The 24,874-nt window shown below is 68.2% G+C and carries 27 protein-coding genes; 14 read left to right on the top strand and 13 right to left on the bottom strand.

Annotated features, from left to right (window positions below):
- Nucleotides 1-290 precede the first annotated feature (290 nt).
- Entirely contained in the window at nucleotides 291-881 is a 591-nt protein-coding gene (locus tag ACFV2O_RS01190) for an alpha/beta family hydrolase (protein WP_355071377.1), read from the top strand.
- A gap of 3 nt (nucleotides 882-884) precedes the next feature.
- Here ACFV2O_RS01190 and ACFV2O_RS01185 read toward each other — a convergent pair whose 3' ends face one another.
- The 4 genes from ACFV2O_RS01185 to ACFV2O_RS01170 all read right to left on the bottom strand — a co-directional run bounded on the left by ACFV2O_RS01185 (nucleotide 885) and on the right by ACFV2O_RS01170 (nucleotide 4,952).
- Complete coding sequence (locus tag ACFV2O_RS01185; RefSeq protein WP_355071379.1) at nucleotides 885-1,559, bottom strand: class I SAM-dependent methyltransferase; 675 nt, start codon at nucleotides 1,557-1,559, stop codon at nucleotides 885-887.
- 49 nt (nucleotides 1,560-1,608) lie between these two features.
- Nucleotides 1,609-2,817 carry an erythromycin esterase family protein gene (locus ACFV2O_RS01180; RefSeq protein ID WP_379249292.1) on the bottom strand — a complete coding sequence of 403 codons (1,209 nt, stop codon included), beginning with the start codon at nucleotides 2,815-2,817 and terminating at the stop codon, nucleotides 1,609-1,611.
- A 96-nt stretch (nucleotides 2,818-2,913) separates the two neighbouring features.
- Nucleotides 2,914-4,020, bottom strand: coding sequence for a DUF4185 domain-containing protein (locus ACFV2O_RS01175; protein WP_379249290.1), 1,107 nt, complete (start codon nucleotides 4,018-4,020; stop codon nucleotides 2,914-2,916).
- A gap of 176 nt (nucleotides 4,021-4,196) precedes the next feature.
- Nucleotides 4,197-4,952 (bottom strand): crotonase/enoyl-CoA hydratase family protein, encoded by a 756-nt coding sequence (locus ACFV2O_RS01170; protein WP_379249288.1) that lies wholly within the window; start codon nucleotides 4,950-4,952, stop codon nucleotides 4,197-4,199.
- A 117-nt stretch (nucleotides 4,953-5,069) separates the two neighbouring features.
- Here ACFV2O_RS01170 and ACFV2O_RS01165 point away from each other — a divergent pair, with 117 nt between their 5' ends.
- Genes ACFV2O_RS01165 through ACFV2O_RS01155 form a run of 3 tightly spaced genes read left to right on the top strand, consistent with a single transcriptional unit; the run spans nucleotide 5,070 to nucleotide 8,007 of the window.
- On the top strand, nucleotides 5,070-6,599 hold the full coding sequence (locus ACFV2O_RS01165) for an acetyl-CoA acetyltransferase (protein ID WP_379249286.1): 1,530 nt from the start codon (nucleotides 5,070-5,072) through the stop codon (nucleotides 6,597-6,599).
- The gene (locus ACFV2O_RS01160) at nucleotides 6,596-7,360 is read left to right on the top strand and encodes a crotonase/enoyl-CoA hydratase family protein (RefSeq protein WP_356962945.1); all 765 of its coding nucleotides are present in this window, start codon (nucleotides 6,596-6,598) and stop codon (nucleotides 7,358-7,360) included. The genes ACFV2O_RS01165 and ACFV2O_RS01160 overlap by 4 nt, the downstream gene beginning before the upstream one ends.
- A 50-nt stretch (nucleotides 7,361-7,410) precedes the next feature.
- The gene (locus ACFV2O_RS01155; protein WP_379249284.1) at nucleotides 7,411-8,007 is read left to right on the top strand and encodes a TetR/AcrR family transcriptional regulator; all 597 of its coding nucleotides are present in this window, start codon (nucleotides 7,411-7,413) and stop codon (nucleotides 8,005-8,007) included.
- Nucleotides 8,008-8,019: 12 nt separating this feature from the next.
- On the opposite strand, the gene ACFV2O_RS01150 is transcribed toward ACFV2O_RS01155, so the two are convergent.
- A complete protein-coding gene (locus tag ACFV2O_RS01150) occupies nucleotides 8,020-8,811 on the bottom strand; it encodes an alpha/beta hydrolase (protein WP_355071391.1) in 792 nt (263 codons plus the stop codon).
- A 203-nt stretch (nucleotides 8,812-9,014) separates the two neighbouring features.
- Here ACFV2O_RS01150 and ACFV2O_RS01145 point away from each other — a divergent pair, with 203 nt between their 5' ends.
- The 6 genes from ACFV2O_RS01145 to ACFV2O_RS01120 all read left to right on the top strand — a co-directional run bounded on the left by ACFV2O_RS01145 (nucleotide 9,015) and on the right by ACFV2O_RS01120 (nucleotide 12,176).
- Nucleotides 9,015-9,398: a DoxX family protein gene (locus ACFV2O_RS01145; protein WP_355071393.1), complete on the top strand. Its 384-nt coding sequence runs from the start codon at nucleotides 9,015-9,017 to the stop codon at nucleotides 9,396-9,398.
- 47 nt (nucleotides 9,399-9,445) lie between these two features.
- Nucleotides 9,446-10,330 carry an RNA polymerase sigma-70 factor gene (locus ACFV2O_RS01140; RefSeq protein ID WP_379249282.1) on the top strand — a complete coding sequence of 295 codons (885 nt, stop codon included), beginning with the start codon at nucleotides 9,446-9,448 and terminating at the stop codon, nucleotides 10,328-10,330.
- Between the two features lie 153 nt (nucleotides 10,331-10,483).
- A complete protein-coding gene (locus tag ACFV2O_RS01135) occupies nucleotides 10,484-10,708 on the top strand; it encodes a hypothetical protein (RefSeq protein ID WP_063016531.1) in 225 nt (74 codons plus the stop codon).
- On the top strand, nucleotides 10,695-10,991 hold the full coding sequence (locus tag ACFV2O_RS01130; RefSeq protein ID WP_379249280.1) for a hypothetical protein: 297 nt from the start codon (nucleotides 10,695-10,697) through the stop codon (nucleotides 10,989-10,991). Before ACFV2O_RS01135 ends, ACFV2O_RS01130 begins: the two co-directional genes overlap by 14 nt.
- Nucleotides 10,992-11,102: 111 nt before the next feature.
- Nucleotides 11,103-11,432, top strand: coding sequence for a hypothetical protein (locus ACFV2O_RS01125; protein ID WP_245562771.1), 330 nt, complete (start codon nucleotides 11,103-11,105; stop codon nucleotides 11,430-11,432).
- Between the two features lie 108 nt (nucleotides 11,433-11,540).
- On the top strand, nucleotides 11,541-12,176 hold the full coding sequence (locus ACFV2O_RS01120; protein ID WP_355071398.1) for a hypothetical protein: 636 nt from the start codon (nucleotides 11,541-11,543) through the stop codon (nucleotides 12,174-12,176).
- 22 nt (nucleotides 12,177-12,198) lie between these two features.
- Here the strand turns inward: ACFV2O_RS01120 and ACFV2O_RS01115 are convergent, their stop codons facing one another.
- Entirely contained in the window at nucleotides 12,199-12,501 is a 303-nt protein-coding gene (locus ACFV2O_RS01115) for a DUF1905 domain-containing protein (RefSeq protein ID WP_355071400.1), read from the bottom strand.
- Between the two features lie 223 nt (nucleotides 12,502-12,724).
- On the opposite strand from ACFV2O_RS01115, the gene ACFV2O_RS01110 reads away from it, so the two are divergent.
- On the top strand, nucleotides 12,725-13,948 hold the full coding sequence (locus ACFV2O_RS01110) for an acyl-CoA dehydrogenase family protein (protein WP_379249278.1): 1,224 nt from the start codon (nucleotides 12,725-12,727) through the stop codon (nucleotides 13,946-13,948).
- Nucleotides 13,945-15,378 (top strand): LLM class flavin-dependent oxidoreductase, encoded by a 1,434-nt coding sequence (locus tag ACFV2O_RS01105; protein WP_379249276.1) that lies wholly within the window; start codon nucleotides 13,945-13,947, stop codon nucleotides 15,376-15,378. Before ACFV2O_RS01110 ends, ACFV2O_RS01105 begins: the two co-directional genes overlap by 4 nt.
- An 87-nt stretch (nucleotides 15,379-15,465) precedes the next feature.
- Here the strand turns inward: ACFV2O_RS01105 and ACFV2O_RS01100 are convergent, their stop codons facing one another.
- From ACFV2O_RS01100 to ACFV2O_RS01075, 6 genes are all read right to left on the bottom strand, one after another.
- Nucleotides 15,466-16,479: a pyridoxal-phosphate dependent enzyme gene (locus ACFV2O_RS01100; RefSeq protein WP_379249274.1), complete on the bottom strand. Its 1,014-nt coding sequence runs from the start codon at nucleotides 16,477-16,479 to the stop codon at nucleotides 15,466-15,468.
- Between the two features lie 172 nt (nucleotides 16,480-16,651).
- Nucleotides 16,652-17,290 carry a hemerythrin domain-containing protein gene (locus tag ACFV2O_RS01095; protein ID WP_379249272.1) on the bottom strand — a complete coding sequence of 213 codons (639 nt, stop codon included), beginning with the start codon at nucleotides 17,288-17,290 and terminating at the stop codon, nucleotides 16,652-16,654.
- Between the two features lie 52 nt (nucleotides 17,291-17,342).
- Nucleotides 17,343-17,834 (bottom strand): DoxX family protein, encoded by a 492-nt coding sequence (locus tag ACFV2O_RS01090; RefSeq protein ID WP_379249270.1) that lies wholly within the window; start codon nucleotides 17,832-17,834, stop codon nucleotides 17,343-17,345.
- Nucleotides 17,835-17,847: 13 nt separating this feature from the next.
- A complete protein-coding gene (locus ACFV2O_RS01085; RefSeq protein WP_355071412.1) occupies nucleotides 17,848-18,309 on the bottom strand; it encodes a carboxymuconolactone decarboxylase family protein in 462 nt (153 codons plus the stop codon).
- 36 nt (nucleotides 18,310-18,345) lie between these two features.
- A complete protein-coding gene (locus ACFV2O_RS01080) occupies nucleotides 18,346-19,131 on the bottom strand; it encodes an SDR family oxidoreductase (RefSeq protein ID WP_379249268.1) in 786 nt (261 codons plus the stop codon).
- Nucleotides 19,128-19,694, bottom strand: a complete 567-nt coding sequence (locus ACFV2O_RS01075; protein ID WP_379249266.1) for a carboxymuconolactone decarboxylase family protein — start codon at nucleotides 19,692-19,694, stop codon at nucleotides 19,128-19,130. Before ACFV2O_RS01075 ends, ACFV2O_RS01080 begins: the two co-directional genes overlap by 4 nt.
- Before the next feature lie 99 nt (nucleotides 19,695-19,793).
- On the opposite strand from ACFV2O_RS01075, the gene ACFV2O_RS01070 reads away from it, so the two are divergent.
- Nucleotides 19,794-22,664 (top strand): BTAD domain-containing putative transcriptional regulator, encoded by a 2,871-nt coding sequence (locus tag ACFV2O_RS01070; protein WP_379249264.1) that lies wholly within the window; start codon nucleotides 19,794-19,796, stop codon nucleotides 22,662-22,664.
- Nucleotides 22,665-22,815: 151 nt separating this feature from the next.
- Here the strand turns inward: ACFV2O_RS01070 and ACFV2O_RS01065 are convergent, their stop codons facing one another.
- Nucleotides 22,816-23,298, bottom strand: a complete 483-nt coding sequence (locus tag ACFV2O_RS01065; RefSeq protein WP_379249262.1) for a GAF domain-containing protein — start codon at nucleotides 23,296-23,298, stop codon at nucleotides 22,816-22,818.
- Between the two features lie 98 nt (nucleotides 23,299-23,396).
- Between ACFV2O_RS01065 and ACFV2O_RS01060 the strand changes: the two genes are divergently transcribed.
- A complete protein-coding gene (locus ACFV2O_RS01060; RefSeq protein ID WP_379249260.1) occupies nucleotides 23,397-24,788 on the top strand; it encodes a styrene monooxygenase/indole monooxygenase family protein in 1,392 nt (463 codons plus the stop codon).
- Nucleotides 24,789-24,874: the final 86 nt, after the last annotated feature.

Raw genomic sequence — 24,874 nt, 5'->3', positions numbered from 1 at the left:
GTTTTCCGCATGCTACTCGCGGGTAACTTATGAGACATATTACCGGCCGGTAATGATTGCGCAAAGAGCTGAGCAGGCAATGTGACGCGTTTTACAGTGTTTGATGGCCGCGACTTCTGGTGGCTGGCGGCTCGCCGCGGCTGACGCTGTTGACTCCGTGGCGTGTGCGGCGGGGGCGGATGTGAGCCCGGCGGCTCGCGACGGCCGCTGCTTGCTCCGATAGTCGCAGGTCGATCACGCGGGGAGCGACGGTGCGGCTTCGGGGGGGCAGGCGCGGCAGAATGAGCACAATGCTGATCGAGACGAGTGCGGGGCCGGCTGAGGTCGAGCTCGAACAGCCGCGCAGGCCCGCGTTTCTGCTGCTGCTCACGCATGGTGCGGGGGGAGGGGTGGAGGCGAAGGACCTGCTCGCGGTGCGTGACGTCGCGTTGCGGCTGGGGGGTGGGGTCGCGCGGGTGGTGCAGCCGTATCGGGTGGCTGGGCGGCGGGCACCGGGTTCGGCGGTCAAGCAGGACGAGGCCTGGCTGGAGATCGTCGCGCGGCTGCGCGGGCGCAAGCGCATCCCGGTGATCCAGGGTGGGCGCAGCAACGGGGCGCGGGTGGCTTGTCGTACCGCCGTCGCGGCACGGGTCCGTGGCGTTCTCGCGCTCTCGTTCCCGCTGCATCCGCCGGGCAAGCCGGAGAACTCGCGCCGGGATGAACTGCTCGCGCCGGGAGACATCGAGGTGGTCGTCGTCAACGGGGCGAACGACCCGTTCGGCATTCCCGACCCCGCCGACGCCGCCGAAGTGCGCGTCATCCCAGGACAGCCGCACGCCTTCCGTGCGGGCTTCGACCTGATCGCCGAGACCGTGACTCCGTGGCTGGAGCGCTGGTCCTGAGTCCTATTCGGCCGGTCGGGTGGCGATGACCAGCGCGTCGATGGCGTCGCCCGTTTCGGTGGGCCGGTAGACGCGGTCGGCGATGCGGACGCGCACCTCGCTCGCCGCCGCGAGCGGGCCGAGGTCGGCGACGATGTCGTCAGGAGTGAACAGGATGGCCGGGTCCTGCGGCCCGCCGCAGCCGTCGGTGATGTTGGTGGTGTCGTGGCCGAGTACGAGCAGGGTGCCTTCCGGAGCCAGCAGCCCGGCCGCCGTGCGCACCAACGCGCGGCGCTGCTCGGCGGGCAGGTGCAGGAAGACCATCAAGACCAGCTCGAACGGTCCGGTGATCCCCGCTTCGTCCAAATCGGTGACGTCGGCGCACTGCCAGGTGATGCGATTGCGGACCGAGCGGGACAGCCGCGACGCCACCGTGCGGCCTTTGTCGATGCCGACTTGTGAGTAGTCGACGGCGTGCACCTGCCAGCCGTGCGTGGCGAGCCACAGGGCGTTGCGGCCCTCGCCGCACGCCAGATCGAGAGCGCGCGGGAACTCCGGCGCATCGCCCTCGGGTGTGGCGGCTTGGAGGGGCGCACGGCGTTCCAACCCGTAGACGTGCTCCACCACGGTGTTGTTCGGCGGTGCGCCCCAGACCAATTCCGTTTGCGCGTAGCGCTCGTCCCAGTCGGCCGCATCCATATTTCGAGTCTATTGATCGGGCCACCCGCGCTTCGTGGGGTTGCCCGAGTCAGTCCGATACCTGCGAGAGCCAGTGCACCGGCGTGGTCTCGCGTACGTGGATCAGCACGTCGAACGCATCGGCGAGCGACGAAAGCCGGATGTTGGCCGTGGCGTCGGCGGCCGGGTCGTAGACGCCGCTGATGGTGCGCAGCTTCGCCGGGCCGGTCAGCCAATCATGGACCGGTTCCGGCGCGGCGGCGTGCAGGTCGACGTAGTAGGCGGGCAGCTCGACCTCGCCCAGCGCGGCGTCCACCAGGTCCGGTTGCGGATTGGGCGCCACGGCCGCGCCGAGGTCGCCGTGATGGAAGCCGATGCCGACGGACACGTATCGTTCGCCCAGATCAGCGCGCAAATGACTTCCGGTGCCGCGGAATTCGGCCGTACCGAAGACGATCGGAAGGCTGGTGGTGTGCGCGAGGCCGTCCCAGTAGACGATCTTCGCGCCGGTCGAGCGCTGCCATTCCAGCACCGTCTCGGCCGACGGCCGTTCGTCCCTGGCGAACCCTTGGCTCGCGACGCTCTGCCGGTGGAAGTCGCGGATCAGGCGGGCGTGGGTGAGCGCCGAGGCGCGCTCGCCGGTATCCGGCAATGCTGTGAGCAGCTCGAGGGCGTCTTCGGCGTGCTCGGCGAACGGGCGGCCGGGGTGGGTGCCTTGATGGCGCTGGACATGTTCGTCGACTTGATGCGCGGTGCGGATCGGCGCGAGATGCGCCTCGATCGCGGCGAGCCGGTCGGGAGCCGCGCGGCGCACGTAGTCGAGTACCGCGTCGTAGTCGCTCGGTTCGGCACGGGGCGGTTCGACGCCGAAGATCCGCACCGGGTCGTCCGGGTGCGCCAGGTTGTACGCGCGGATCCAGCGCAGCGTGGCCACCGATTCCTCGGTACGCCACGGACGCCAGGCGCCGGCGAGCACCGATTCGGGGTCGCCCGCGCCCGCGGTGACGAACCGGTCCCACCGTTCGCCGGAACGCGCGCTGTCCTGGATGGCCAGTGCGCGGAAGCCGTGTCGTTCGACGAGCCCGCGCAGCAGCCGCTCGCGCACACCGAAAGTCTGGCGGGAGAACCGCGTCGACTCGCCGAGCCCGACCACCGTGGCGGTGGCGAGCCGCGTGATCAGGCCGTCGAGTTCGGTACCGGGCGAGTCCGGATCGGTGCTGTCGATCGCGATGGCGTTTTCGCGCAACCAGGCGCGGATGTCGACGGTGGTGCTGAGCATGGTGCCTCCCGGAAACGCGAACGATCCAACGCGATGCAGCCTCGTACATGAACCTTTGTTGAGGTCAAGCGCCGCGTCGGATCGCCGGGTTCCCGGTCACAGCGTCGTGCGCATCAGCAGGACGTTGTACTGGCTGTGCACGGTCGTGAGGAAGTACAGATCGCGCCCGGTCTGGTACGGAAAGATGGAAGGCGCGTAGGCGGTGGGCAATTCGCGGGTGTCGATCAGTACTTCGGGATCGCTCCACGGTCCGACCGGATCGGGGGCGCGCCGCATCACCACGGAATTGAATCGATCGGTGGTCAGCGAAATGTATTGCCCCAGATAGGCGTTGTACATCACTGACAGTTCGCCGACGCCGAACATGATGGGCGCGGCGGCGTTCACGTCGTTCTTCCGCCAAGCGTGGCCGTCCCAGTATTCGTATTCGGCGAGATTTCCGATGTCGTGCGCGCGCACGCGGGCGACGTGCGCGGTGTGATTGCGTCCGGACCGCGTGCCGTATTCGTAGATGTACCCGCCGTCGGCGAGGAAGGCGTTCATCTGGAAGTTGGCGTCGCCGCCCTCGTTGTTCCGTCGTGTTTCCGGCAGTTCGGCCCAGGTCTCGCCGTTGTCCCCGGAGACGGCGAGACCGGAGAAGTTGGTGCTCCACTGGCCGACGTCGTCCCAGGTCCGCACGGACATCAGGCTCATGTACTGCACGCCGTCGACGGCGATGCCCGCGGTCGGGATGCGGCTGATCTCCAGGAACGGGATCTTCGGGCTGGCGATCAGATCGCGCGCCTGCCCGAACACGTCGCGCACCACGCTGTCGAAATAGACGCCCTCGGCCGGATCGGTGGTGTGGCTGCGCAGCAGGATATTGCTGCGCCAGGCCCACATGCTGCCCGCGAGCAGATTCGGAAAACCGACGCCTGCGGTGTCGCCGAACGCCGTGAGCATTTCGCCGTGCCCGTTGTCCCACATGATGCCGAGATCGGTGCCGAGGACGTTGTAGGTCTGGGTGTTGTTCGGGCTGGCCATACCGGTCACCTGGAAGACCGCCTTGGTGCGGCCGAGCAGATTCGGCAATCCGGTCGTGCCGTTGAGCACCGGGATCGGATTGATGGCGTTCGGGTTCGCGATGGCGGGTGTGGTCGCCGTGAAGAGCAGGGCCGAGGCGCCCGCCAGCGCCGAGAGCAGGAAGGATGCGGTCTTGATCACGATCTGTGAGCCCTCCGGTTTCTTCCCGAGAGCGGTGCGAAACACGGACGTCCCGCGATACACAGACCCTTCGCAGTGTGCCGCGCACCACTAGTCGACTGGCTGGCAAATCGTGCAAATGGTAGCAGCGGAACCAGTCGCGGGGAGGGTTCTCCAGCAGACTAGCGAATTTGTAGCTAATCCCGGGTAGGACGGCTGCGCGCCTTGCGGAGAATCAAAGGAAGTTGGGTCGCGCGCTCGACGGCCAGGGTTCGCCGGGTGGATGCTCGCCACGACTTATCGAAGAGTCGTTTGGCGGCGGCGACCGCGTGCGGCGACCGCGTCGCGAGGCGGTCGGCGAGTTTCTCCGCCTCCGCCACGGGGTCCGGCGTCAGCTCGGTGACCAAGCCGATCCGCGCGGCGTAGTCCGCGTCCACTACGTCCGCGGTCATCGTGAGCAAGAGGGCTTTGTCGATGCCGATCAGCCTGGATAGTGTTGCAGCGCCGGTCATATCCGGGATCAGCCCGTGTTTGGCTTCCATGACGGAGAACTCCGCGTCGGGGGTGGCGAAACGGACGTCGGCGGCGAGCGCGAGCTGGAGCCCGCCGCCGTAGCAGCGCCCGTGCACGGCGGCTATCACCGGCACCGGCAGGCGGCGCCAAGCCCAGCACGCCTCCTGGAAGGCATTGGTGCCGCGCCAGGGTAGCGGCACGAAATTCCGAACGATTGCCAATGGATCGCTGATTGCCGCGGAGATATCCAGACCGCTGCTGAAGCTGGGTCCGTTGCCGGACAGAATGACCGCACGCACATCGCTGCGGCGGGCCACCAGCTTCGCGCTGGCAACCAGCTCGTGGAGCATGTCGATGGTCAGGCCGTTGTGCTTGTCCGGCCGGTCCAGCGTGACGTACGCCCGGTGGTCGTCGAACCGCACTGCGATGTTGGTGCCCATGCTCGGATCTTACTCGCGAGTCAGTTGTCTGGTGCGCACTGTTGCCGCGGCGCCGGGGCTCTGTTCTAATCGGACTCGAGTTACCGTCAACGTTGACGGTTATGGAGCGGAGGTCGCATGCTGCCAGCCGGAATGGACCCGAGGACGCCGGTGCTCGTCGGCGCCGGGCAGGTCGTACACCGACCGGGTGAGCCGGGTCTGCCCGGCCCGGTCGAACTCGCCGCCGAATCCTTGCGCCGCGCAGGCGCCGATAGCGGCGTCGGCGACCGATTGCTGCGTTCGGCCGATGTGATCGCCGCCGTCGCCCCGGTCAGCCGCCCCTACGGTGACCTGGGCGCGCTCGTCGCGGCTGAACTGGGCGTCAGCCCGAGGAGGACCGTGCAGTCGGTGCGTTTCGGCGGTGACGCGCCGCAGCGGCTGCTCAACGTCGTGGCGCAGGCCATCGCCGACGGCCGCTCGGAGGTCGCCCTGCTCACCGGAGCCGAAGCGGTGTACTCCGGGAACACGGCCGCCCGCTCCGGCGCGGCGGTGGACTGGCCGGAGCAGCCGGACGACGTAACCCCGGACGAGATCGTCGGCTCCGATCGTGGTCCGAACTCGGACATGGAAACCGCCGCGGGGCTGTGGGGCCCGGTGTACTTCTACGCGCTCATGGAGACGGCCCTGCGCCGCAGGTTGGGGTCGAGCGAAGCCGCGCACCGCGAGCGGATCGGCGGACTGTGGTCGCGGCTGTCGGAGGTCGCGGCACGCAATCCGTACGCGTGGCAGCCCGCCGCGCAGGCTGCCGCCGAACTGGCGACGCCGGCGCCCGCCAACCGGATGGTGTCGACGCCGTATCCGAAGCTGCTGATCGCCAACCTCACCGTGGACCTGGGCGCCGGGCTCATCCTGTGCAGCGCGGCGGCGGCCGACGCCGCCGGTGTGCCACGGGACCGATGGGTGTTCCCGCATGCAGGTGCCACCGCGACCGACGAATGGTTCGTCTCCGAACGAGCGGACATGTCTCGATCGCCCGCGATCGCCGCGGCGGGGAAAGCGGCGCTCGGCGCCGCGGGAATCGCGATAGACGATGTGGCCCACGTCGACCTGTACTCCTGCTTCCCGGTGGCGGTGCAGGTCGCCGCCGAGGAACTCGGCCTGCCGATCGACGATCCGGCCCGGCCGCTTTCGGTCACCGGCGGTCTCACCTTCGCGGGCGGCCCTGGCAACAACTACACGACGCATTCGATCGCGACGCTGTCCGGCGTCCTCCGCGCGGACCCCGGCGCATACGGCCTGGCGACGGCGCTCGGTTGGTACAGCACCAAGCACGGCGTCGGGGTGTACTCGGCGAAGCCGCCCGAGCGGCTGTTCCGTGCCATCGAGGCGGATGTGCCTGCGGCGCGGCGGGAACCCGCGCCCGGGTACACCGGTCCGGCCACGGTCGAGGCGTACACCGTCGCCTACCGCAAGGGTCCCGCGCCCGACCGTGCCGACGAGCCGGAAGCCGTTGTGGTGAGCGCACTGACACCCGCGGGGACCCGCATACTGGTCCGGGCGTCGGATGCCGACACCCTCGCGGCGTTCACCGCGGGCGACCCGCTCGGCGCGGACGCCGAGATCGCCGCGGACACGTTCACCCTGCTCACCGAGAGGAGCGCCCGATGAACGACTCGGTCCTGATCGAGCGGCGCGACGCGATCACCGTGCTCACGGTCAACCGTCCCGAGGCGCGCAACGCGATCAACCTGGCCACCGCGCAGGCCATCGAGGCCGCTGTCGACGAGTTCGAAGCCGATTCCGCCGCGCGCGTGCTCGTGCTCACCGGTGCGGGCGGGACCTTCAGCGCCGGAATGGATCTCGTGGCCGCGTCGAAAGGCGAGATGCCGATGACGCAGCGCCGCGGCCCGCTCGGTATCACGGCGAAACCCCCGGCGAAACCGATGATCTCCGCCGTCGAGGGTTTCGCGCTGGCCGGTGGTTTCGAGCTGGCGCTCGCGGGCGACCTCATCGTCGCCGCGCGCGACGCGCAGTTCGGCATTCCCGAGGTCAAGCGCGGTCTGGTGGCGGCGGGCGGTGGCGTGCTGCGCCTGACCCAGCGGCTGCCGCGCAGCACCGCCGCCGAACTCGCGCTCACCGGAGGCCGGATCGGCGCCGAGCGGCTCTACCAGCTCGGCTTGGTCAACCGGGTCACCGAGCCGGGTGCGGCGCTGTCGGTGGCGCTCGAACTCGCGGCCGAGATCGTCGCCGCCGCGCCACTCGCGGTGGCCGCGAGCAAGCGCATCATCGACGAGTCGCCGGATTGGCCGGTCGCGGAGGGATTCGCGAAGCAGGGCGAAATCGCGCTGCCCGCGTTGATTTCCAAGGACGCCGCCGAAGGCGCGCTGGCGTTCGCGCAGAAGCGCGAGCCCCAGTGGCAGGGTCGCTGACGGGCGGGCCGGGACACGTCCGGCAGCCGCAGGCGCAGCGCAGGGAGCGCATGCGCACACGGCTGCTGGACGCGGCGGTGGAGAGCCTGGTCGAGGTCGGTTACGCGGGCACGACCACGCTCGAGGTGCAGAAGCGGGCGGGTGTGCCGCGGGGAACGTTGCAGCACTATTTCCCCACCAGGTCCGATCTGCTCGCCGGCGCCGTCGAGCATGTGGCGCGACGCCGTTTCGACCAGCTGACAAGCGAGTTCGAAGCGATCCCGGACGACGCGGACCGGCTGGAGACGGCCGTCGAACTGACCACGCGGATGCTCAGCGGCCCGTCGTTCTGGGCGGCGCTGGAGATGTGGGTGGGCGCGCGGACCGACCCGGAACTGCGGGCGGCCTTCCTGCCGCTCGAGGTCCGCTTGTTCGAACTGATGCACACCAGCATTCGCGACAGCTTCCGGCGCGAGTTCCCCGACGATCCCCGCGTGCCTACGATCACCGAGTTCACCATCGAGATCATGACCGGATCGGCCCTGCGGGTGCTGCTCACCGGGGACGTGTCCCGCAACCGGGTTCTTCAGCACCGGTGGGGTAATGCCGTGCGCGTCTTGCTCGGCACGGCGTCCGCTGACACGTTGCTCGACCCGCCTGCGGGCTGAACGGACGGGCGTCTAGCGCTGGCGGGTGATCGTCTCGAGCAGCACCTGGGCGCATCCGGCCGGGTCGTCGAAGAACGGCGTGTGCCCGCTGCCGTGCAGCGTGACGTGCTCGGCGTCCGGCAGCACGCTGCGCGCCTTGCGGCTCTGGGTCGCGTAGGTGAGCAGGATGTCGCGGCTGCCCCATGCGATGGTCACCGGAATGTCGGCGAGGGAGTCGATTTCGGGCAGCCGGACATCGGTGAACGAGGCGATCGCCTCGTCGAATCCGGCCGCGTCCGCAGCGCCGATGGCCGTGTCCAGCGCCACCTTCGCATCCAGCGCCCAGGGTTTGCCGAAGACCAGGGAGAGGAACACGGTCCGGCCCGCGGCGGTGCCGAGGACGGACGGCAGGGCGGGCCGCAGCTTGCGCGCCAACGCCCGTGACTTGCCCAGCGACTGCTGACACCACACGCGACCGGCGGTGTCCCAGAAGCCGATCGGGGAGTAGGCGGTCACCGAGCGAGCCAGCCCGCGAGCGCCCAATTCCAGCGTGATCAGCCCGCCCATCGAGTTCCCCGCGAGATGCGGTTGTTCGATCCCCTGCGCGGCGAGGAATTCGGCGAGCGCGTCGGTGAGGTTGGGCACCGTGTTGTGCGCGAGCGGGTGCGTCGAACCGCCGAAGCCGGGCAGGTCGACGGCGATCACTTCGTACGACGCGGCCAGTGTGTCGATGATCGGCTCCCACACCTGCCACCGGCTCCCGACCCCGTGTACCAGCACGAGCGGCTCGCCCGCGCCGACGCGGTGATGGTGCAACGTCGTCATGCGCCAACCCTAACAGCAGTCACCTGTCATCAGTTGGTATCGCGCAGCAGCCGCCGACTGGAGTGGCGGGGCGCGGCTATTTCCGACAGTGCGGGATCGACGCGGCCCGTCCCCGTCCGGGGAGTGATCTAGCTCACTGGCTGTCACAGTGCTCGCTCGCACGGTGTCTGGATGCCGACACGCTGGATACAAAGGAGTTCCCGATGAACATCGCACTGTGGATCGCGACGGCACTGTTGGCCGCGCTCGCCCTCTTCGGCGGCATCACCAAGGCGTTCGTTCCGCGAGAGAAACTCGCCGCGTCACCCGGCGGGGAATGGACCGCGACGGCCGGCGACGGCTTCGTAAAAGGTCTGGGCCTCCTGCAGATCCTGGCGGCGGCCGGTCTGATCCTGCCCGCCGTGCTCGACATCGCGCCGGTGCTGGTGCCGGTCACGGCGGTCTGCTGGGTCGGGCTCATGGTCGGCGCGATGATCACCCACGGCCGGCTCGGGCAGTCCAAGTTCGTCGTGCTGAACTCGGTATATCTCGCGGTCGCGGTGTTCATCGCGTGGGGCCGGTTCGCCCTCGAACCTTTCACGAGCTGACGGCCCGGATCGAACGCAGCCAACCACCGAGGAGGAGGGTCGAGAAGATGAGCGACCACGCGACCGAGGCTTTCGTCGCCCACCGCGACCTGTTGTTCACCGTCGCCTACGAGATGCTCGGCTCGTCCGCCGACGCCGAGGACGTGCTGCAGGAGACCTGGCTGCGCTGGGTGAAAGCCGACACCGAGCAGGTGGACGACGAACGCGCCTATCTGGTCCGGATCACTACCCGGCAGTCGCTCAACCGGCTGCGCACGATGAAGCGCCGCAGAGAGGCATACGTCGGCCCCTGGCTGCCCGAGCCGGTGCTCACCGCACCCGACGTCGCCGAGCATGTCGAACTCGCCGAGAACATCTCCATGGCGATGATGCTCGTCCTCGAGACGCTCTCGCCCACCGAACGCGCTGTTTTCGTGTTGCGCGAGGTCTTCGACCTCGGATACGAGGAGATCGCGGCCGCGGTCGGCAAGAACCCGCCGACCGTCCGCCAGATCGCGCACCGCGCCCGCCGCCGCGTCGAGGCCCGCCGCCCGCGTTCGGCGGTATCGCCCAGCCAGACCCGCGCGTCGGTGGAGGCGTTCGGGCGCGCTCTCGAATCGGGGAATCCCCAAGCCTTGCTCGACGTCCTCGCGCCGCATGTCGTCCTCATGAGCGACGGCGGCGGCATCAAGCGAGCCGCGCTGCAGCCCGTCATCGGCGCCGAGAAGGTCACCCGCTACATCACCGGCGGCACCGGCAAGGTCCAGGCCGAACTCAGCTGCGAAACCATTCTGATCAACGGAAACCCGGCACTGGCACTGCGCCTGGACGGCGTGCTCGACGGCATCATGGCCTTCCACGTCGAGGACGACCACATCACCGGCCTCTACTTCGTTCGCAACCCGGAAAAGCTGACCCGCGTCGAGTCCGAGACGCCGCTCGCGTTGCGCTGAATCCCGGCAGCGCTGGGGCGGCCGCCACGCGCTCACCGGCAGCGAGCAGTGCGGGTCGCTTTCGGTGGTGCGGTGGAAATCGTCCAGATCGCGCTGACGCGGTCGTCGCCGAGGGCTGGTGCCGGACCCGGCAATATCGGTAGGATAATTGGTATGGCAACGCGTAAGGTCACCCTTTCGCTGGACGAAGCCGCTTGGTCGTATGCCGAGCAGGCGGCCGCCCGCGCGGGAATGTCGCCGTCGGCTTGGATTTCGAAGGCCGCGCGACGGGAGGCCGTGCGCACCGGGGTCGGTCCGGTGTCGGATGTGACCGCCGAGGCCGCCGCGGACGCGGCAGAACTGGCGGCCGCCGAGGAGGCGATGCGTGCGTCGGGGTGAACTGTGGATCTACAACCCGCATGGTTCGCCGCGCCGCCGAACGGTCGTGCTCATCAGCAGTGACGGCATCAACGAATCGCCGCGCCCCTGGTTGATCGCGGCCGAGGTGGTCGAGGACGACCCGCAGGACATCCTCGCGGTTCCGGTGGAGGAACACGGCTGGGTGCATGCCGGGAACATCGGGCGCATCTTCCGCGGTTGGCTGGCCGAGCGGGTGGACGTGGTGGACACCGACACGCTGGAACGGCTCGACACCGCGTTGCGCGCGGCCATGGACCTCTGAGGCCTCCTGGGCAAAGACCGCGCACGACTACCGCTGAAGGCCGGACGGCATTATGGTGGCCACGCCACCGACAGTGGTCAGTCGAGGAAGAGGAGTCAGGTGCGGATCTGCATGATCGCCGCGGCGCTGATCGCGCTGCCGGTGCTCGCGGCATGCGGCAGCGACAAGGACACGGCGGCGCCCACGGTGACGCAGGCCGATCTCGCCAAGTCGTTGCAGGACAAGGGCCTCAAGAACAAGCAACTGGCCGAATGCGCGGCGAAAGTGTTCGTCGACCAGGGTATTTCGCAGGCCGGACTGCGGATCATGATCAGCGACGAGTACGACACCAAGTCTCCCAACCAGGAAACGCTGGGGATGAGCAAAGAGGACGCGGACAAGGCGCGCGCCGCCAGCGGTCGCATCGCGAGCGAGTGCATGTCGGCGGCTCAGACGCGCTGAGTTCCGGCCCGCCGGGGCGGTGGACGATTCGCGTAGCGAGGCGGTGAAGCAGACCGTACGCTGTCGCTACGTCGACTCGGGTGTCGACCAGAAGCCGAGGATTCGACCGTGTCACAGCCGCCTTTTCCGACATCGCCGAACCCGGTGGGATCACCTGCGGCGCAACCGATCACCCCGTCGGGTCGCTGGTTCGCGCTGGGTGGCGCGCTGATCGGCGTCGGCATCATCGGCGGGATCATCCTCGGCGCTTTCGGCTTCCTGCAGACCTCGGGCCGGATCGATGACTTCCAGCGGGTCAAGGTGCCCGGCTCCGGGATGGTGAACTTGGCGGAGTCGGGCGGCTACACGGTGTATTTGGAGTACTCCGGAGCATCGTCGCGGGGCCCCTCCGGCACGGTCAACCTGCGGGTGCTCGATCCGGACGGCAAGCATGCGGAGTTGCGGAAGTACGACTCGGCAGTCACCTATTCCTTCGGCAGCCACGAGGGACGTGCCGGGTTCTCGTTCGATGCCGCGAAGCCGGGCGCCTATCGCGTGACCACGGCCGGGAGTTCCGAGGTGACGGTCGCCATCGGACAAGGGCTCGGCTCCTCGTTCGTCGGCACGCTGCTCGGTGCGCTCGCCCTGGGTTTCGGCGGCGTCGTGCTCGGTGTGCTCGTGATCGTGGTGGTGGCGGTCAAGCGAAGTGCGAGCAGGCGCAAGGTCGCCGCGGGAGGGTTCGCGGGGCGCCCGGCCGAATACTGAGCGCCCGCCGGAGCTTCGCTGATCACAGCGCGACAGTGAGCTCGATTCGCGCGGCCGATCCGGCTTCGAGCCCCTCGGCGACCCGCACCGCTTTCTTCATCGGCAAGACGTAGGTCGCGCGCGACTTGTCCGGAAACAGCGAAGTGGACCACCGGGAGCCGCCGACGACCACATGCACCCGCACGGCGCCGAATCCGCCCGAACGATGGGCGTACCGCTCCTCGATCTCGTCGGCCACGTCTGCGGGCAGCGACACGAAATGCCAAGCGGCATTCCCCTGGTGTTCCCACACTTCCGCCGTGAACGAGTACCGCGAACCAGCCACGTCGCGACTGTAGCGGCGGGTACCGACAGCGGCACCGCGTCGCCCGCGACAGCGCATGTGACTCGGCACCTGCGTCGTCACCGCGCTGTCCAACGCACGCGGACAAGTCGACCTGGCCGGGACCTCGCGCACCTGAGCGGTCGATCTTTCCGCTTCGGCGAGCATTTCGATCGCGCTGCGCGCAACCCGTGAGCGACCGCGCGGGGTGCGCGATGGTGGGCTGATGACGACCACCGAGGCGAAATCCACTACCGATTCCGAACTGGATGCGATCTTCGGCCCGATCTTCGACCGGATCGCGCAGGGCGCCGTGACGCGAGAAATCGATCGCACGCTTCCTTACGACGAGGTCGGACTGCTGCGCGCGGCGAAATTCGGCGCGCTGCGCGTTCCGGTCGAGTTCGGCGGCTACGGCGTCACCGTCCGGCAGCTGTTCCGCTTGCTCATCGAACTCGCCGCCGCGGAATCGAATCTGCCGCAAGCGCTGCGGGTGCACTTCTCGTTCGTCGAGGATCAACTCCTTGCGGAGCAAGGGCCCGAGCGGGAGCGGTGGCTGCGCGCGGTGGCCGAAGGCACGCTGGTGGGCAACGCGATCACCGAACCAGGTGTCGGCGCGGTGGACCGCTACCGCACCACGCTGACCGAGGTCGGCGGGCGCTGGCTGCTCAATGGTGTCAAGTACTACAGCACGGGATCGCTGTACGCGGACTACATTCTGGCCGCCGCCGACCGGAACGGTGAGCGTGTCGGGGTGCTGGTGGACGCGAACGCCGAGGGAGTGCGTCAGCACGACGACTGGGACGGCTTCGGCCAGCGGCTGACGGCCAGTGGAACAACGGAATTCACCGATGTGGCGGTAAGCGAAGACCGGATCCTCGGCCCCGGCTACGGCGCGCCCGGACCGACCTACGCGACCTCCTACCTGCAACTGGTCCAGCTCGCGGTGCTGGCGGGCATCGCCAAGCGCGCCGAGCGCGATATCCGAGACTGGGTCGCGGCGCGTACCCGCGGCTACACACACTCCGCCGCCGACCTGCCGCGGCACGATCCGCTGGTGCAACAGGTGATCGGGCGGCTGTCGGCGGCCGCGTTCGCGGCCGAGGCCAGTGTGCTCGCCGTCGCCGACGTGCTCGACGGAGTGTTGGCGGGCGGCGCGAAGGACGAGAGCGCGGTGGTGGCCGCCGAACTCGCGGCGGCCCGGGCCCAGCTCGCCGTCATCGACCTGGTGTTGCCCGCCACGTCGCTGCTGTTCGAAGTGGGTGGCGCATCGGTCGTTTCCGAACAGCTGCGGCTGGATCGGCACTGGCGTAACGCCCGCACCATCTCGGTGCACAACCCGGCGATCCAGAAGGCGCGGGCGATCGGCGATCACCTGCTCAACGGCGCCGATCTGCCGTTCGCCTGGAGCGCGGGCGAGCGTACACCGGCCGGAGGAGCCGCGCAGTGACCCGCCGGATCCGGTTCAACGCATTCGACATGAACTGCGTCGCCCACCAGTCCCCGGGGCTGTGGCGGCATCCCGACGACCAATCGCACCGCTACAAGGAGCTGGGCTACTGGACGGAGCTGGCGAAGCTGCTCGAACGCGGCCGCTTCGACGGCATCTTCATCGCCGACGTCCTGGGCACATACGACGTATACGGCGGCAACGACATCGCCGCGCTGCGCCAAGGCGCGCAGATCCCGGTTGCCGACCCGCTGCTGCTGGTCTCCGCCATGGCGGCGGTGACCGAGCATCTCGGGTTCGGCATCACCACCGGCACCGGATTCGAGCACCCGTACCCGTTCGCGCGGCGGCTGTCCACGCTCGACCATCTCACCAACGGCAGGCTGGGCTGGAATGTGGTGACCGGCTACCTGCCCTCGGCCGCACGCAATTTCGGCGCGGCCGACCAGCTCGACCACGACGAGCGCTACAACCAGGCCGATGAATACCTCGAGGTGCTGTACAAGCTGTGGGAAGGCTCGTGGGAGGACGACGCGGTGGTCCGCGACGCGACCGCGGGCGTCTACGTGGACCCGGCCAAGGTGCACCACATCGGTCATCGCGGCACGCACTACACCGTGCCGGGCATCCACTTGTCGGAGCCGTCGCCGCAACGCACGCCGGTGATCTACCAGGCGGGCGCGTCTCCGCGCGGGGTGCGCTTCGCGGCCGAGAACGCCGAGGCCATCTTCATCGCGGGTCCGTCGAAACGAGTGCTCGCGCAGACGGTTTCCAGGATCAGGGACGCGCTGGCGGCGGCAGGCCGCGCCCGTGACGCCGCGCGCATCTACGCGCTCGCGACGATCATCACCGACGCGACCGACGAGGCGGCGCGGCGCAAGCACGAGGAGTACCTGTCCTACGCCAGTGTCGAGGGCGGCTTGGTGTTCATGTCCGGCTGGATGGGCATCGATCTGTCCCGCTACGACCTCGACGACCCGATCGGCCAAGTCGAAAGCAACGCGATCCAGTCGGCGGTGGCGGCGTTCCAGGAATTCGACGACGACGGGCGGGAATGGACCGTCCGCGACATCGGCAAGTGGGCCGGCATCGGCGGCATGGGCCCGGTCTTCGTCGGTTCCGGGGAGACGGTCGCCGACCTGCTCCAGGAATGGGCCGCCGAAACCGACCTGGACGGCTTCAACCTGGCCTACGCGATCACACCGAGAACGTTCGAAGACATCGTCCGGCACGTCGTCCCGGTACTGACCGCCAGAGGCGCGTACACACCGGAATACACGCCGGGCACGCTACGCAACGCGTTGTTCGGCGCGGGCGACCGATTGCCCGCGGATCATCGGGGCGCGAGCTACCGCCTGGGCGCTGCGGGATCGACGGCTCTGCCGGATACGGTCTCGCGTCCTGGGGCGACGGTCGAGGCGAGCTCTTGATCGTGACGCAGTTATGGCGATGTGGCAGCCTTCGCCCGTACTTGAAGGCGGGCGCTCGGACCAGGGCCGGGACCCGCGAGGGATCGCTCAGTCGACGAGGTCGCTGGGATCTGTATTGGCTCCGCACAGCACGACACCGATCCGTTCACCGTCGCGTGGCTGGTATGCCCGGGTAGCCAGTGCCGCCAAGCCGGTCGCGGAGCCGTGTTCGACGACGAGTCGATGCCGGTCCCACAGCTGCCGACGCGCCCGTACGATCGCATCGTCGTCGACGACCACCGAGCGCACGTCTGTGGATACGGCCCAGGCCAGCGCGGCGGCGGAAACCCTCGGCGCGCCGAGGGAATCGGCCGCGATGGAATCCACGCTCACGTCGAGCACCGTGCCTGCAGCCAATGCGGCATTGAGCGCCCGGCTGCCATCTGGTTCCGCGCCGACCACTCTGATGCCGAAATAGTCCGCGACCGCGGCGATTCCGGAAAACATGCCGCCAGCGCCGACCGCGAGGACGATCGTGTCCAACCCGGCTACCACGTCCATGAATTCGAGCAGAATGGTGCCCGCACCGGCCGAGGTCAGGTTGTCGTCGTAGCTGTAGGCGTCGATCGCACCTGTGCTCGTCATGAAATCGTGGGCGGATTCCCTTGCGTTGTCCTGCGCTTCGCCTGCCAACCGAACCTCAGCGCCCAACGCGCGCAGCCAGGCTACCTTGGCCCGGGGCGTCGAACCGGCGAGGAAAACGGTCGCCCGCACGCCAAAAATTTTTGCGGCCCAGGCAAATCCGATATCCGCATTAGCACCGGTGGCGGAGACGATACCGGCTGCCGGCATAGACCCGGTTTCGATCAGTCCTGCCATCAGGTTGGCCGCGCCGCGAGCCTTGAAAGAGCCGGTGTGCTGCAGGAATTCGAGTCCCAGGAAGACTTCGGCGCCGCCCGTCCCGGCCGACGGCCGGAGGGAACCGAGTGCCTGCTCGTCCTCCGATTGCCGACCCATCGGCGCGACGGTCAAGGGCCGGACGACACCGGCGATACGTTCGGCAGCCGCCTTGACCTCGTCATAAGTAGGACTGCGCATCCGACGGTTCTCCTCAACGATCACAGGTTTCCGTCGACGCCGCCAGGTCCGGCAGAACCCGGCATGATCGCCTATGCCCTCATCTCAATACCGTCCGGTACTTTAATCGAAGCTTGCCGGGTCGGCACCGTGAGCTCGAACCGCCGACGCGCACCGCCCTCGGTCTCGATACCCGTCCGAGGGCGGCTTGCGGCCTTCACAAAGTCGCCGTGCTCGCACTCCACCGATCGAGCGCGGCATACGCGGGCCGCCACTGATCGCGGTACGCGGCACGCACCGGCTCCGGCAGCGGCGCGAGCAGCACTTGGACCGTCTGCTCGTCGGCACCGTCCAGCAGCCACGGAATCAGTTGCGGAGCCGCAGGACCGATACGGCTGCCGTGCAACTGACCGAACGCTTGCCACTGCTCCGGTGTCACGACCGCCTGAATCAGCGGCAACGCCTCGCCCTCCTCGTGCTTCAGGTGCCCGGTCAACCCGGTCGCCAAGGCATCGAGCAGACCGCCGAGGCGATCCGGCCCACCCTCGGGATCGGCGAAGGTCGCGTCGATCTGCTCGAGCAGCGGATCGATGACGGCGTGCTCGGCCTCCATGGCGTCCAGTAGTGCCAACTCGTCGGGTCGCTCGGCGAGCGTCTGCCGCATCACCGGCCACAGCGCGTCGTCCTCAGCGGTGTGATGCACCAGTAGGGATTTGGTGAACATTTGCCAACCTGCAGCGGTGGCGAGGATCTTGCGCGGATCGTCGTCGATCCGATCGGTGATTTCGGCGATGTATTCGAGTTCGCGCCGCAGCGCGTTGTGCATGGCGTACATCGTCGTCATGTCGAGGGTCATGGGTTTCTCCTGGTGGAACGGTATGGATCGGTTGCGCCAACGGGGTCGGCGCTCACGGACGCGCCGCTTCCGGCGGCGGTGCGGAGAGCAGGGCGTGCAGGATGCCCCGCCCGATCCGCAAGGTCGACCGGATCGGGTCGGGGCTCGGGTCGCGGCGCGCCGTCGGCCGCAGCGCCCAGGAAGCGGCCGCGAACCCGGCGAGCACCGTTGCGGGCATGGCGAATTTGCGTGGATTGCCGTTCGCCAGGTGCGAGGCCGCGCCGCCGAGATAGACGGCGAGCGATCCGGCGTAGACCCACTCCTTGAGCCGCGGCATTCCCGGGGCCACCAGCACTGCGGCCATGGGCAGTTTGCAGATGCCTTGAATCGTCAAGAAATATCTGGGGTAGCCCAACTGATCGAAGGTTTCTACCGCGAACGGCTCCCGGGTCAGGTCCCACATGCCGCCTTTGAACATCTCGGCGGCAACCGGTAAGGTCGTCGCCCAATACGCGGCGGTCCGGATCCGGGAAACCGCATCTGATCGCGAGTCCTGTGAAGTCATCGTCATACTCCGCTCAGGCCCAGCTCGCGCCCGCGGGCTCCTTGATGCTGGTGTTGAGGCGATTGAAGAAGTTGGTCAGCGCAATCATGAGAATGACTGCGGAGAGCTGGTTTTCGTCGTAGTGATCGGCGATCTCGTCCCAGACGGCGTCCGGCACGGCATCCTCGGACTTGTCGGCGATCCGGGTGGCGACCTCTGCCAGCAGCAGCGCCGCGCGCTCATCCGCACCGAACTCCGCCGATTCTCGCCACGCGGCGACGGCGAACAGCTTCTCGTCGCCGACCCCCGCCTTACGACCGCCCGCCAGGTGTGAGTGCACACAGGCGCTGCATCCATTGATCTGGCTGACCCGCAGCGCAACCAATTCCAGCAGTTCGGCGGAGACTCCGCCCTGGTAAGTGGCCTTGTAGAGGGTGTTGATTCCCTTCATCGCGTCAGGCAGGACCATGGCGGGGTTCTTCATGCGAGCATTCATGTCAGGTGTTCCTCTCGGGACGTTGATAATCCAAAATCAGTGGTGGCTGCGCGCCTGCTGGTCGAGCCAGTCGGCGAAGCTCGGACCGGACAGGACGGCATCCGGCCCGGGGAGCAGAGCGCCGCTCTCGTACAGGTCGCGGTCGGGGTTGGCCGGATCGCTGACCTCCTCGATCGACCTATCGTCCCCACGTCGCGCGGTCACCAGCCGGGCCATCTCGGCCAGGTATTCGGCGCGCGGTCCGGCAATCTCCGGGAAGGGGCCTCCTTGGCGCGCTGACCATGCGCCGGTCGCGAATTCGGCCAGCTGTTCGGCGACCGCGCGTGCGGAGACCAGTTGGGTACGCATCTTCGGGATGTAGATCACCGAACCTTGTGCGCCCCAATGCATCATCTGTTCGACGAGTTCGTGGAACTGCGCGGCCCGCAGAATTCGCGTCGGCACCGGGCCTGCCAGCAGTGCCTGCTCGTGCACCAGCTTCGCGGCGTTGTATCCAGCGGTGGAGCCGTCGATGCCGATGATGGACACGGCCACGATCCGCCGCACTCCGGCCGCCTGCGCGGCCGCGTGCAGGTTGCGGGCCGAGGCGGTGAAGAAATCGGTGGCTGCCTGCTGTTCGAAGGACGGCGTGCTCGATGCATCGATCACTGCGGTCACGCCGTGGAACGCTTCGGCGAGTCCGGCACCGGTGACCACATCCACTCCGGTCGACCGCGACATCGCCACGACCTTGTGCCCTGACTCGGTGAGCACGTCGACGATGTGGCGGCCGAGCCGTCCGGTGGCGCCCGCTACCGCGATCGTGCTGTCTTGCGTAGTCATTCCGTTTCCTTTGTGTCGTGGGCGTGGTCCGTATGCCGGACCAACGGCCAGTCGATGTCCACCCGTCCGGCCAGGACGAGGTAGTTGTCGAAGATCGCCAGCGCCACATGAGCGATGACGTCGACGAGTTCGGCAGGCGCCAGTTCCGCCTGGGCGCTGCAGAGTTCGTCGTCGGTGACTGCGCCGCGGCGGCGGATCAGCGCTGCCGCAAAGGCCAGGATCGCCGCGTATTTCGGGTCGTCGGCCGAGCCGAGTCGGGCGTCGCTGAGCTCGCCCTCGGTCATCCCCGCGAGACGGCTGCCGAGGAAGCTGTGCGCCGAAAGGCAGTAGTCACACCCGTGCTCCTGGGCGACCAACAGCCCGACGGCGGAACGTGCGAACACCGGCATCTCGCTGCCGCCCAGCGCTTCGGTGAGGGCGACATACCCCCGCAGGGCGGCAGGGCTTTGCGCCATCACCTTCACGTTGTTCGGTGTGACGCCGAACAGCCGCTGGCTGACAGTGAAGAGGTGTCCGGCAGCGTCACCCGCGTTCTCCGGGTCTATCGGGGGCATTTGCGGCATGGGAACAGCGTGTTACGGCCCGTTGATACTTTTGCGATGCCTTCACGATGGGTGTTGTATGGAGCCGAGATGGGTGCGCGTTTTACGGTCCTCGGACCAATGAAAATCGTGGTCGACGGCTGCGAGTCGGCCGCGGCGCCAAGACATCGGGCGGTGTTCGCCTATCTCCTGGTCAATGTCGGAAGAGTCTGCAGCGCGGGCCGAATCATCGAGGCCATCTGGGGCACGGATCCCCCGGACACTGCGCGCTCGCAGATCCACGCCGCGGTGACGGCGATCCGGAAGGTGTTGCGCGAAGCAAACGCGGCCCAGGTACTGCAGACCACAGCCGCCGGATACGTTGCGCTGCCGGGGCCGGGGCAGTTGGATCTCGCGGAATTCACCAGCCGGATCGGTGCAGGCCGATTGCTGGCCGCTTCCGAGCCCGAGGCCGCGGTGGCGGAACTGCGCGCGGCGCTGGCGCTGTGGCACGGCGAGGCGCTCGCCGATCTGAACGCTGTCTACGTCGCGTCTGTGCGGCGCCGCCTGCAGGAGAAGCAGTTGGCGGCGTTCGAACAGTTGACCGAGGTAGAACTCGGGCTGGGCAGGCACGAGGCGGTGCTCGACGAGTTGGCAGCTATGGTGTCCGCAAACCCGCTGCGGGAGAAGCTGGCCGGTCAACTGATACTCGCACTGCATCGGGCGGGACGTCAGGTCGATGCGCTCGCCGCCGCACGATCGTTCCGGACGGCACTCGCGCACGCGCAAGGGCTGGATCCGGGACGCGCCTTCGTCGCGCTGGAACAGGCGGTATTGCGGGACGACGTCGAACCGGCCACACATGTAACGCCACCGGCCGCACGCACCGAACCTGTGCCGCGTAGTGCGAACTTCTTGCCATACGACATCCCGGATTTCGCGGGCCGAGACGCCGAACTCGGGCATCTCCTCGCACCACTCACCGGCACCGCGGGGACCATCGCCACGATCGACGGCATGGCGGGCATCGGCAAGACCGCGCTCGCCGTCCACACCGCGCACCGGGTAGCCGACCGATTCCCCGACGGTCAGCTGTTCATCGACCTCCAAGCGCACACGATCGACCGCCAACCGGTCGCGACAGATACGGCGCTCGAAATCCTGCTGCGCCAGATCGGAATTCCCGCCGAACGCATTCCGCAGACCACCGCCGATCGCGGCGCGCTGTGGCGGTCGGAACTAGCTGGGCGGCGAGTGGTCGCGGTGCTGGACAACGCTGTGGATGCCGATCAAGTCCGGCCGCTGCTGCCCGGCGGGACGGACAGTCTCGTCCTGATAACCAGCAGGCGGCGGCTGATCGACCTGGACGGTGCTCGGGCGCTGTCGGTCGATCCACTGCCTGCACGCGATGCTGTCGACCTCTTCGAGCGGATCGTGGGCGAGCGCGCCACCGCCGAACCGCTCGCGGTGCTGGACGTGCTGCACCTGTGCGGGTTTCTGCCACTGGCGGTTCGGATCGCCGCCGCTCGACTACTGCACCGCCCACAGTGGACTGTCGGCTATCTGGCGGGGCGGCTGCGTGGCGAGCGGCGCAGACTCGCCGAATTGTCGACGGCCGAGCGGGGTGTCGTTGCCGCGTTCAACCTCTCCTATCGGCAGCTTCGCGCGGACGGGCAGCGAATGTTCCGGCTGCTCGGCCTGCACCCCGGGCGGGATATCGATCCCGTCGCCGCGGCGGCGCTCGCCGGTACCTCGGTGGACGACGCCGAAATGCTGTTGGAAGGCCTCCTCGACGTCCACGTGATAGCTCAATACGAGCCCGGCCGATACACCTTTCACGACTTGCTGCGTCAGCATGCCCGCGCCATGGTGTCGGTGGACGAATCCGACGATGCCCGTGCCGTCGCACTGTCACGGCTTTTCGATCACTACCTGCATACCGCGCGGACGGCGGTGGATCTGCTGTTCCCCTACAGCGCCGGTCACCGCCAACCGCTGCCGCCCTCCGCGGCCCGGGTGACGCCGCTGGACGACGCCGAGGCCGCGGCCGAGTGGCTCGACGCCGAACGCGAAAACCTCGTCACCACTGCGGCCTATGCGTCCGAACACGGAACGCCCGCGCACGCCAGAGACACCGCGGAAACCCTGCGTCCCTATCTCGACGGCAACTCCCGCCACTCCGACGCCGCACGCTTGCACCAGGTGGCACTGCTGGCGAGTCGAGAGCTGGCCGATTCGATCGGCGAGGCCAGAGCGTTGACCGACCTGGGCTGGGCCTGCTGGCGACAAGGCGATTACGAGCTGGCGACGACGCATTCGCGAGCGGCATTGCGGGTCGCCCGCCTCTCCGGCGATCGCTATCAAGAGGCCAGAGCGCTGAACACGCTCGGGAATGTGGCGTGGCGTAAACGGGAGTACGACCAGGCCGGGCGCTACCTGCGCGACGCGCTCGATCTCGCCAACCGCCTGGGCAACCGAGTCGGCGAGGCGCACGTGCTCGGCAACCTCGGCATGTTGCTCGGCGCCGACAACAATCGGTACCGCGACGCCCGCGAACATCTCGACCGCGCGCTGGCACTGCACCGCGAGGTGGGCAATAAGCGCGGCGAGGCGTTGGTCCTGAACTATCTGGGGTCGCTGTGCCGCCGCAACGACCTGCTGGACGAGGCCAGGCACAACCACTCTCGGGCTCGTGACCTGTATCGGATGCTGGGCAGTCGTGGTGACGAAGCGTCCGCCCTCAACGGCCTCGGCGAGACAGACCGCACCGCAGGCGATCCGGGCACGGCGACCGAACAGCACGGCACCGCACTGACGTTGGCCGACGAGGTACTGAACCTACCCGAGCGGGCGCGCGCCAACGACGGACTGGCTCGCGCGTATCGAGATCTCGGCGACGTCGGGCGAGCGCGCGAATACGCCGGTACCGCGATGAGCCTGTATGCGAATCTCGGCGTCCCGGAGGCCGATGATATGCGCGTTTTCCTGGACACACTCCCCGACTCCGATTAGCCGGAATCCCCAGTAGTCGGAGTGGGCCGGGTGTGCGGCCCGCAGTGGACCGCCGAAGTCCCGCTCGCTCCGGTGTGCGGACAACGCCAGGGAAGCGGTTCGGAGTCGGAGCCTTCGGGGCCGGACGCCGTCCGGCTCTACGGCCGACGAATCAGATCGCCGCGAGAAATATCTCGGCTACCACTTCCAGCCCCGCACGATCGATGTCGTCGAAGCGCTCGGGGCGCGGGCTGTCGAGATCGAATACTCCGATCAGCGCATCGTCCCGGACCAGCGGCACGACAATTTCCGAACGCGTATCGGCGTCGCACGCGATGTGCCCCTCGAATGCGTGCACGTCGGGCACGAGTTGAGTGGTTCTGGTTTGCGCCGCAGTGCCACAGACACCTTTTCCCAGCGCGATGCGCACACACGCGGGTTTGCCCTGGAACGGGCCGACCACCAGTTCCCGACCGTCGTAGAAATAGAAACCCACCCAATTCACATCGGGTAGGGCGTGGAATACCAATGCGGCGAGATTGGCGGCGTTGGCGATGCGGTCGGTCTCGCCCGCGACCAGCGCTTCGGCTTGGGCGGCGAGCTGGCGGTACTGCTCGGTGCGGTCTCCGGTCAGGTCGGCGACGACAAACGACATGGCCCGAATGGTACGCGCTGCGAATTCGCTGTCTGCTTATTGATTCTCGGTGATCGCAACACTCTGCGAGCACCGCGCGCCCATCGCATCATCCCTGCATGACTTCGCAGCAACCCGTATCCCGTTCCACTCGTTCGGCCGCGGTAATCGGCGCCGGACAGACCGGCGTCACTGCGGCGCTAGGACTTCTCGACGCCGGTTTCGACGTCACCCTTTACAGTGAGCGCGATCAGCGCGCATTACGCGACGACGTGCCCGCCACCGGCACCGCGCTGGAATTCGGCGAGACCCAGCAGGCCGAGGCCGCGCTCGGATTGGACAGCTACACCGCGCGGGCGCCCCGGCACACCGGCTTGAGCGTACGCATCGCCGGACCGGGCCCCGATCGTCCCGAATTGATTCAATTCGACGGCCATTTCGACGGATACGTCGGCGTCGCGGTGGACACCCGGCTCAAGGCCGACGAGCGGCTCACCGCGTTCCTGGAGCGCGGCGGCCGGTTCGCGGTCGAGCAAGTGACGCCGGAGACGCTCGACGGTATCGCCGCCGCCAACGACCTCACCCTGGTCGCAACCGGCCGCGGCGGGCTGTCGGACCTGTTCCCCGTCGACGCGCAGCGCACGCCCTACGACGCGCCGCAGCGGTCCTTGCTCACCGTCGTCGTCACCGGGATCGGCCATGACGAAGATGTTTTCGCGCATCGCAGCGTGGCGGGCGGCGCGCACAGCGGCTTCTCCATCCTCGCCGACCAAGGCGAGGGCTGGTGGGGCCCGTACCTGCACAAGGACGCGGGGCCGAGCTGGGCCTTCCTCGGCTGGGCGCGGCCCGGCAGTGACTGGGAGAAGCGATTCGCCGGGGCCGACTCCGCCGAGTCGGCGCACCGGATCGTGCAGGACCTCTACCGCGACTACATCGAGTGGGACCTGCCGGAGGTGCTGGCCACCAAGACCATCCCCGAGGATCCGCACTCGTGGCTGAAGGGCGCGGTGCGCCCGGTCGTGCGGTCGGGGGTCGGGCGCACCGCGGGGGGCCACGTGGTCGCCGCGCTGGGTGACACCGCCATCGCCTACGATCCGATCGCCGGGCAGGGCGCGCAGAGCGGCCTGATCCAGGCGCAGCGGCTGGTCGCGGCGGCCGCCGTGCACGAAGGACCGTTCGACGAGGCGTGGATCGCGCGGCAGTACGCCGCGTTCCTCGCCGCGCGCGCAGATGCGGCGAACAAGGTGACCAGGCTGTTCCTCAGCGATCCCGAACTGGCCGAGGTCGGCAACGCGTTCTTCGCCGCGGCGGCCGTCGACCCGGCGTTCGCTTCGGCGCTGGTCGGCCTGCTGCACCGGCCGCAGCCATTCCTGCCGGTCGACTCGCCGGAAGCGGTCAACGAGTTCATCACGCGGGTCACCGGCGAGGACGCCGCCGCACTACTGGGCCGGTTCGCGCCCGCAGGCAAGTTCGCCAGGTCGAGCTACTCGCCCGCGCTCGCCGACGCCTGATCCGAATCGCGCAGATTCAAAACCTCGTCCCGACCGGGGGCCGGTGCTGGAGTGGAAGGAGCGCCGGACGCATGCGTGGCGTCCGG

Origin of the sequence: Nocardia sp. NPDC059691 (assembly GCF_042733915.1) — a bacterium.
In the GTDB taxonomy this organism is placed as follows: Bacteria; Actinomycetota; Actinomycetes; order Mycobacteriales; family Mycobacteriaceae; genus Nocardia; species Nocardia sichangensis.
Note: the sequence above shows the minus strand (reverse complement) of the source record. Positions and strands in the feature narration are given on the sequence as shown.

Excerpts from the sequence above, each read along its gene's own strand:
- ACFV2O_RS01080 (WP_379249268.1), bottom strand. The coding sequence starts at position 19,131 with ATGACTACGCAAGACAGCACGATCGCGGTAGCGGGCGCCACCGGACGG.
- ACFV2O_RS01065 (WP_379249262.1), bottom strand. The coding sequence starts at position 23,298 with ATGTCGTTTGTCGTCGCCGACCTGACCGGAGACCGCACCGAGCAGTAC.
- ACFV2O_RS01075 (WP_379249266.1), bottom strand. The coding sequence starts at position 19,694 with ATGCCGCAAATGCCCCCGATAGACCCGGAGAACGCGGGTGACGCTGCC.
- ACFV2O_RS01070 (WP_379249264.1), top strand. The coding sequence starts at position 19,794 with ATGAAAATCGTGGTCGACGGCTGCGAGTCGGCCGCGGCGCCAAGACAT.
- ACFV2O_RS01090 (WP_379249270.1), bottom strand. The coding sequence starts at position 17,834 with ATGACTTCACAGGACTCGCGATCAGATGCGGTTTCCCGGATCCGGACC.
- ACFV2O_RS01180 (WP_379249292.1), bottom strand. The coding sequence starts at position 2,817 with ATGCTCAGCACCACCGTCGACATCCGCGCCTGGTTGCGCGAAAACGCC.
- ACFV2O_RS01185 (WP_355071379.1), bottom strand. The coding sequence starts at position 1,559 with ATGGATGCGGCCGACTGGGACGAGCGCTACGCGCAAACGGAATTGGTC.
- ACFV2O_RS01190 (WP_355071377.1), top strand. The coding sequence starts at position 291 with ATGCTGATCGAGACGAGTGCGGGGCCGGCTGAGGTCGAGCTCGAACAG.
- ACFV2O_RS01125 (WP_245562771.1), top strand. The coding sequence starts at position 11,103 with ATGATCGCCGCGGCGCTGATCGCGCTGCCGGTGCTCGCGGCATGCGGC.
- ACFV2O_RS01165 (WP_379249286.1), top strand. The coding sequence starts at position 5,070 with ATGCTGCCAGCCGGAATGGACCCGAGGACGCCGGTGCTCGTCGGCGCC.
- ACFV2O_RS01140 (WP_379249282.1), top strand. The coding sequence starts at position 9,446 with ATGAGCGACCACGCGACCGAGGCTTTCGTCGCCCACCGCGACCTGTTG.
- ACFV2O_RS01110 (WP_379249278.1), top strand. The coding sequence starts at position 12,725 with ATGACGACCACCGAGGCGAAATCCACTACCGATTCCGAACTGGATGCG.
- ACFV2O_RS01170 (WP_379249288.1), bottom strand. The coding sequence starts at position 4,952 with ATGGGCACCAACATCGCAGTGCGGTTCGACGACCACCGGGCGTACGTC.
- ACFV2O_RS01145 (WP_355071393.1), top strand. The coding sequence starts at position 9,015 with ATGAACATCGCACTGTGGATCGCGACGGCACTGTTGGCCGCGCTCGCC.
- ACFV2O_RS01135 (WP_063016531.1), top strand. The coding sequence starts at position 10,484 with ATGGCAACGCGTAAGGTCACCCTTTCGCTGGACGAAGCCGCTTGGTCG.
- ACFV2O_RS01060 (WP_379249260.1), top strand. The coding sequence starts at position 23,397 with ATGACTTCGCAGCAACCCGTATCCCGTTCCACTCGTTCGGCCGCGGTA.
- ACFV2O_RS01150 (WP_355071391.1), bottom strand. The coding sequence starts at position 8,811 with ATGACGACGTTGCACCATCACCGCGTCGGCGCGGGCGAGCCGCTCGTG.
- ACFV2O_RS01085 (WP_355071412.1), bottom strand. The coding sequence starts at position 18,309 with ATGAATGCTCGCATGAAGAACCCCGCCATGGTCCTGCCTGACGCGATG.
- ACFV2O_RS01095 (WP_379249272.1), bottom strand. The coding sequence starts at position 17,290 with ATGACCCTCGACATGACGACGATGTACGCCATGCACAACGCGCTGCGG.
- ACFV2O_RS01160 (WP_356962945.1), top strand. The coding sequence starts at position 6,596 with ATGAACGACTCGGTCCTGATCGAGCGGCGCGACGCGATCACCGTGCTC.
- ACFV2O_RS01155 (WP_379249284.1), top strand. The coding sequence starts at position 7,411 with ATGCGCACACGGCTGCTGGACGCGGCGGTGGAGAGCCTGGTCGAGGTC.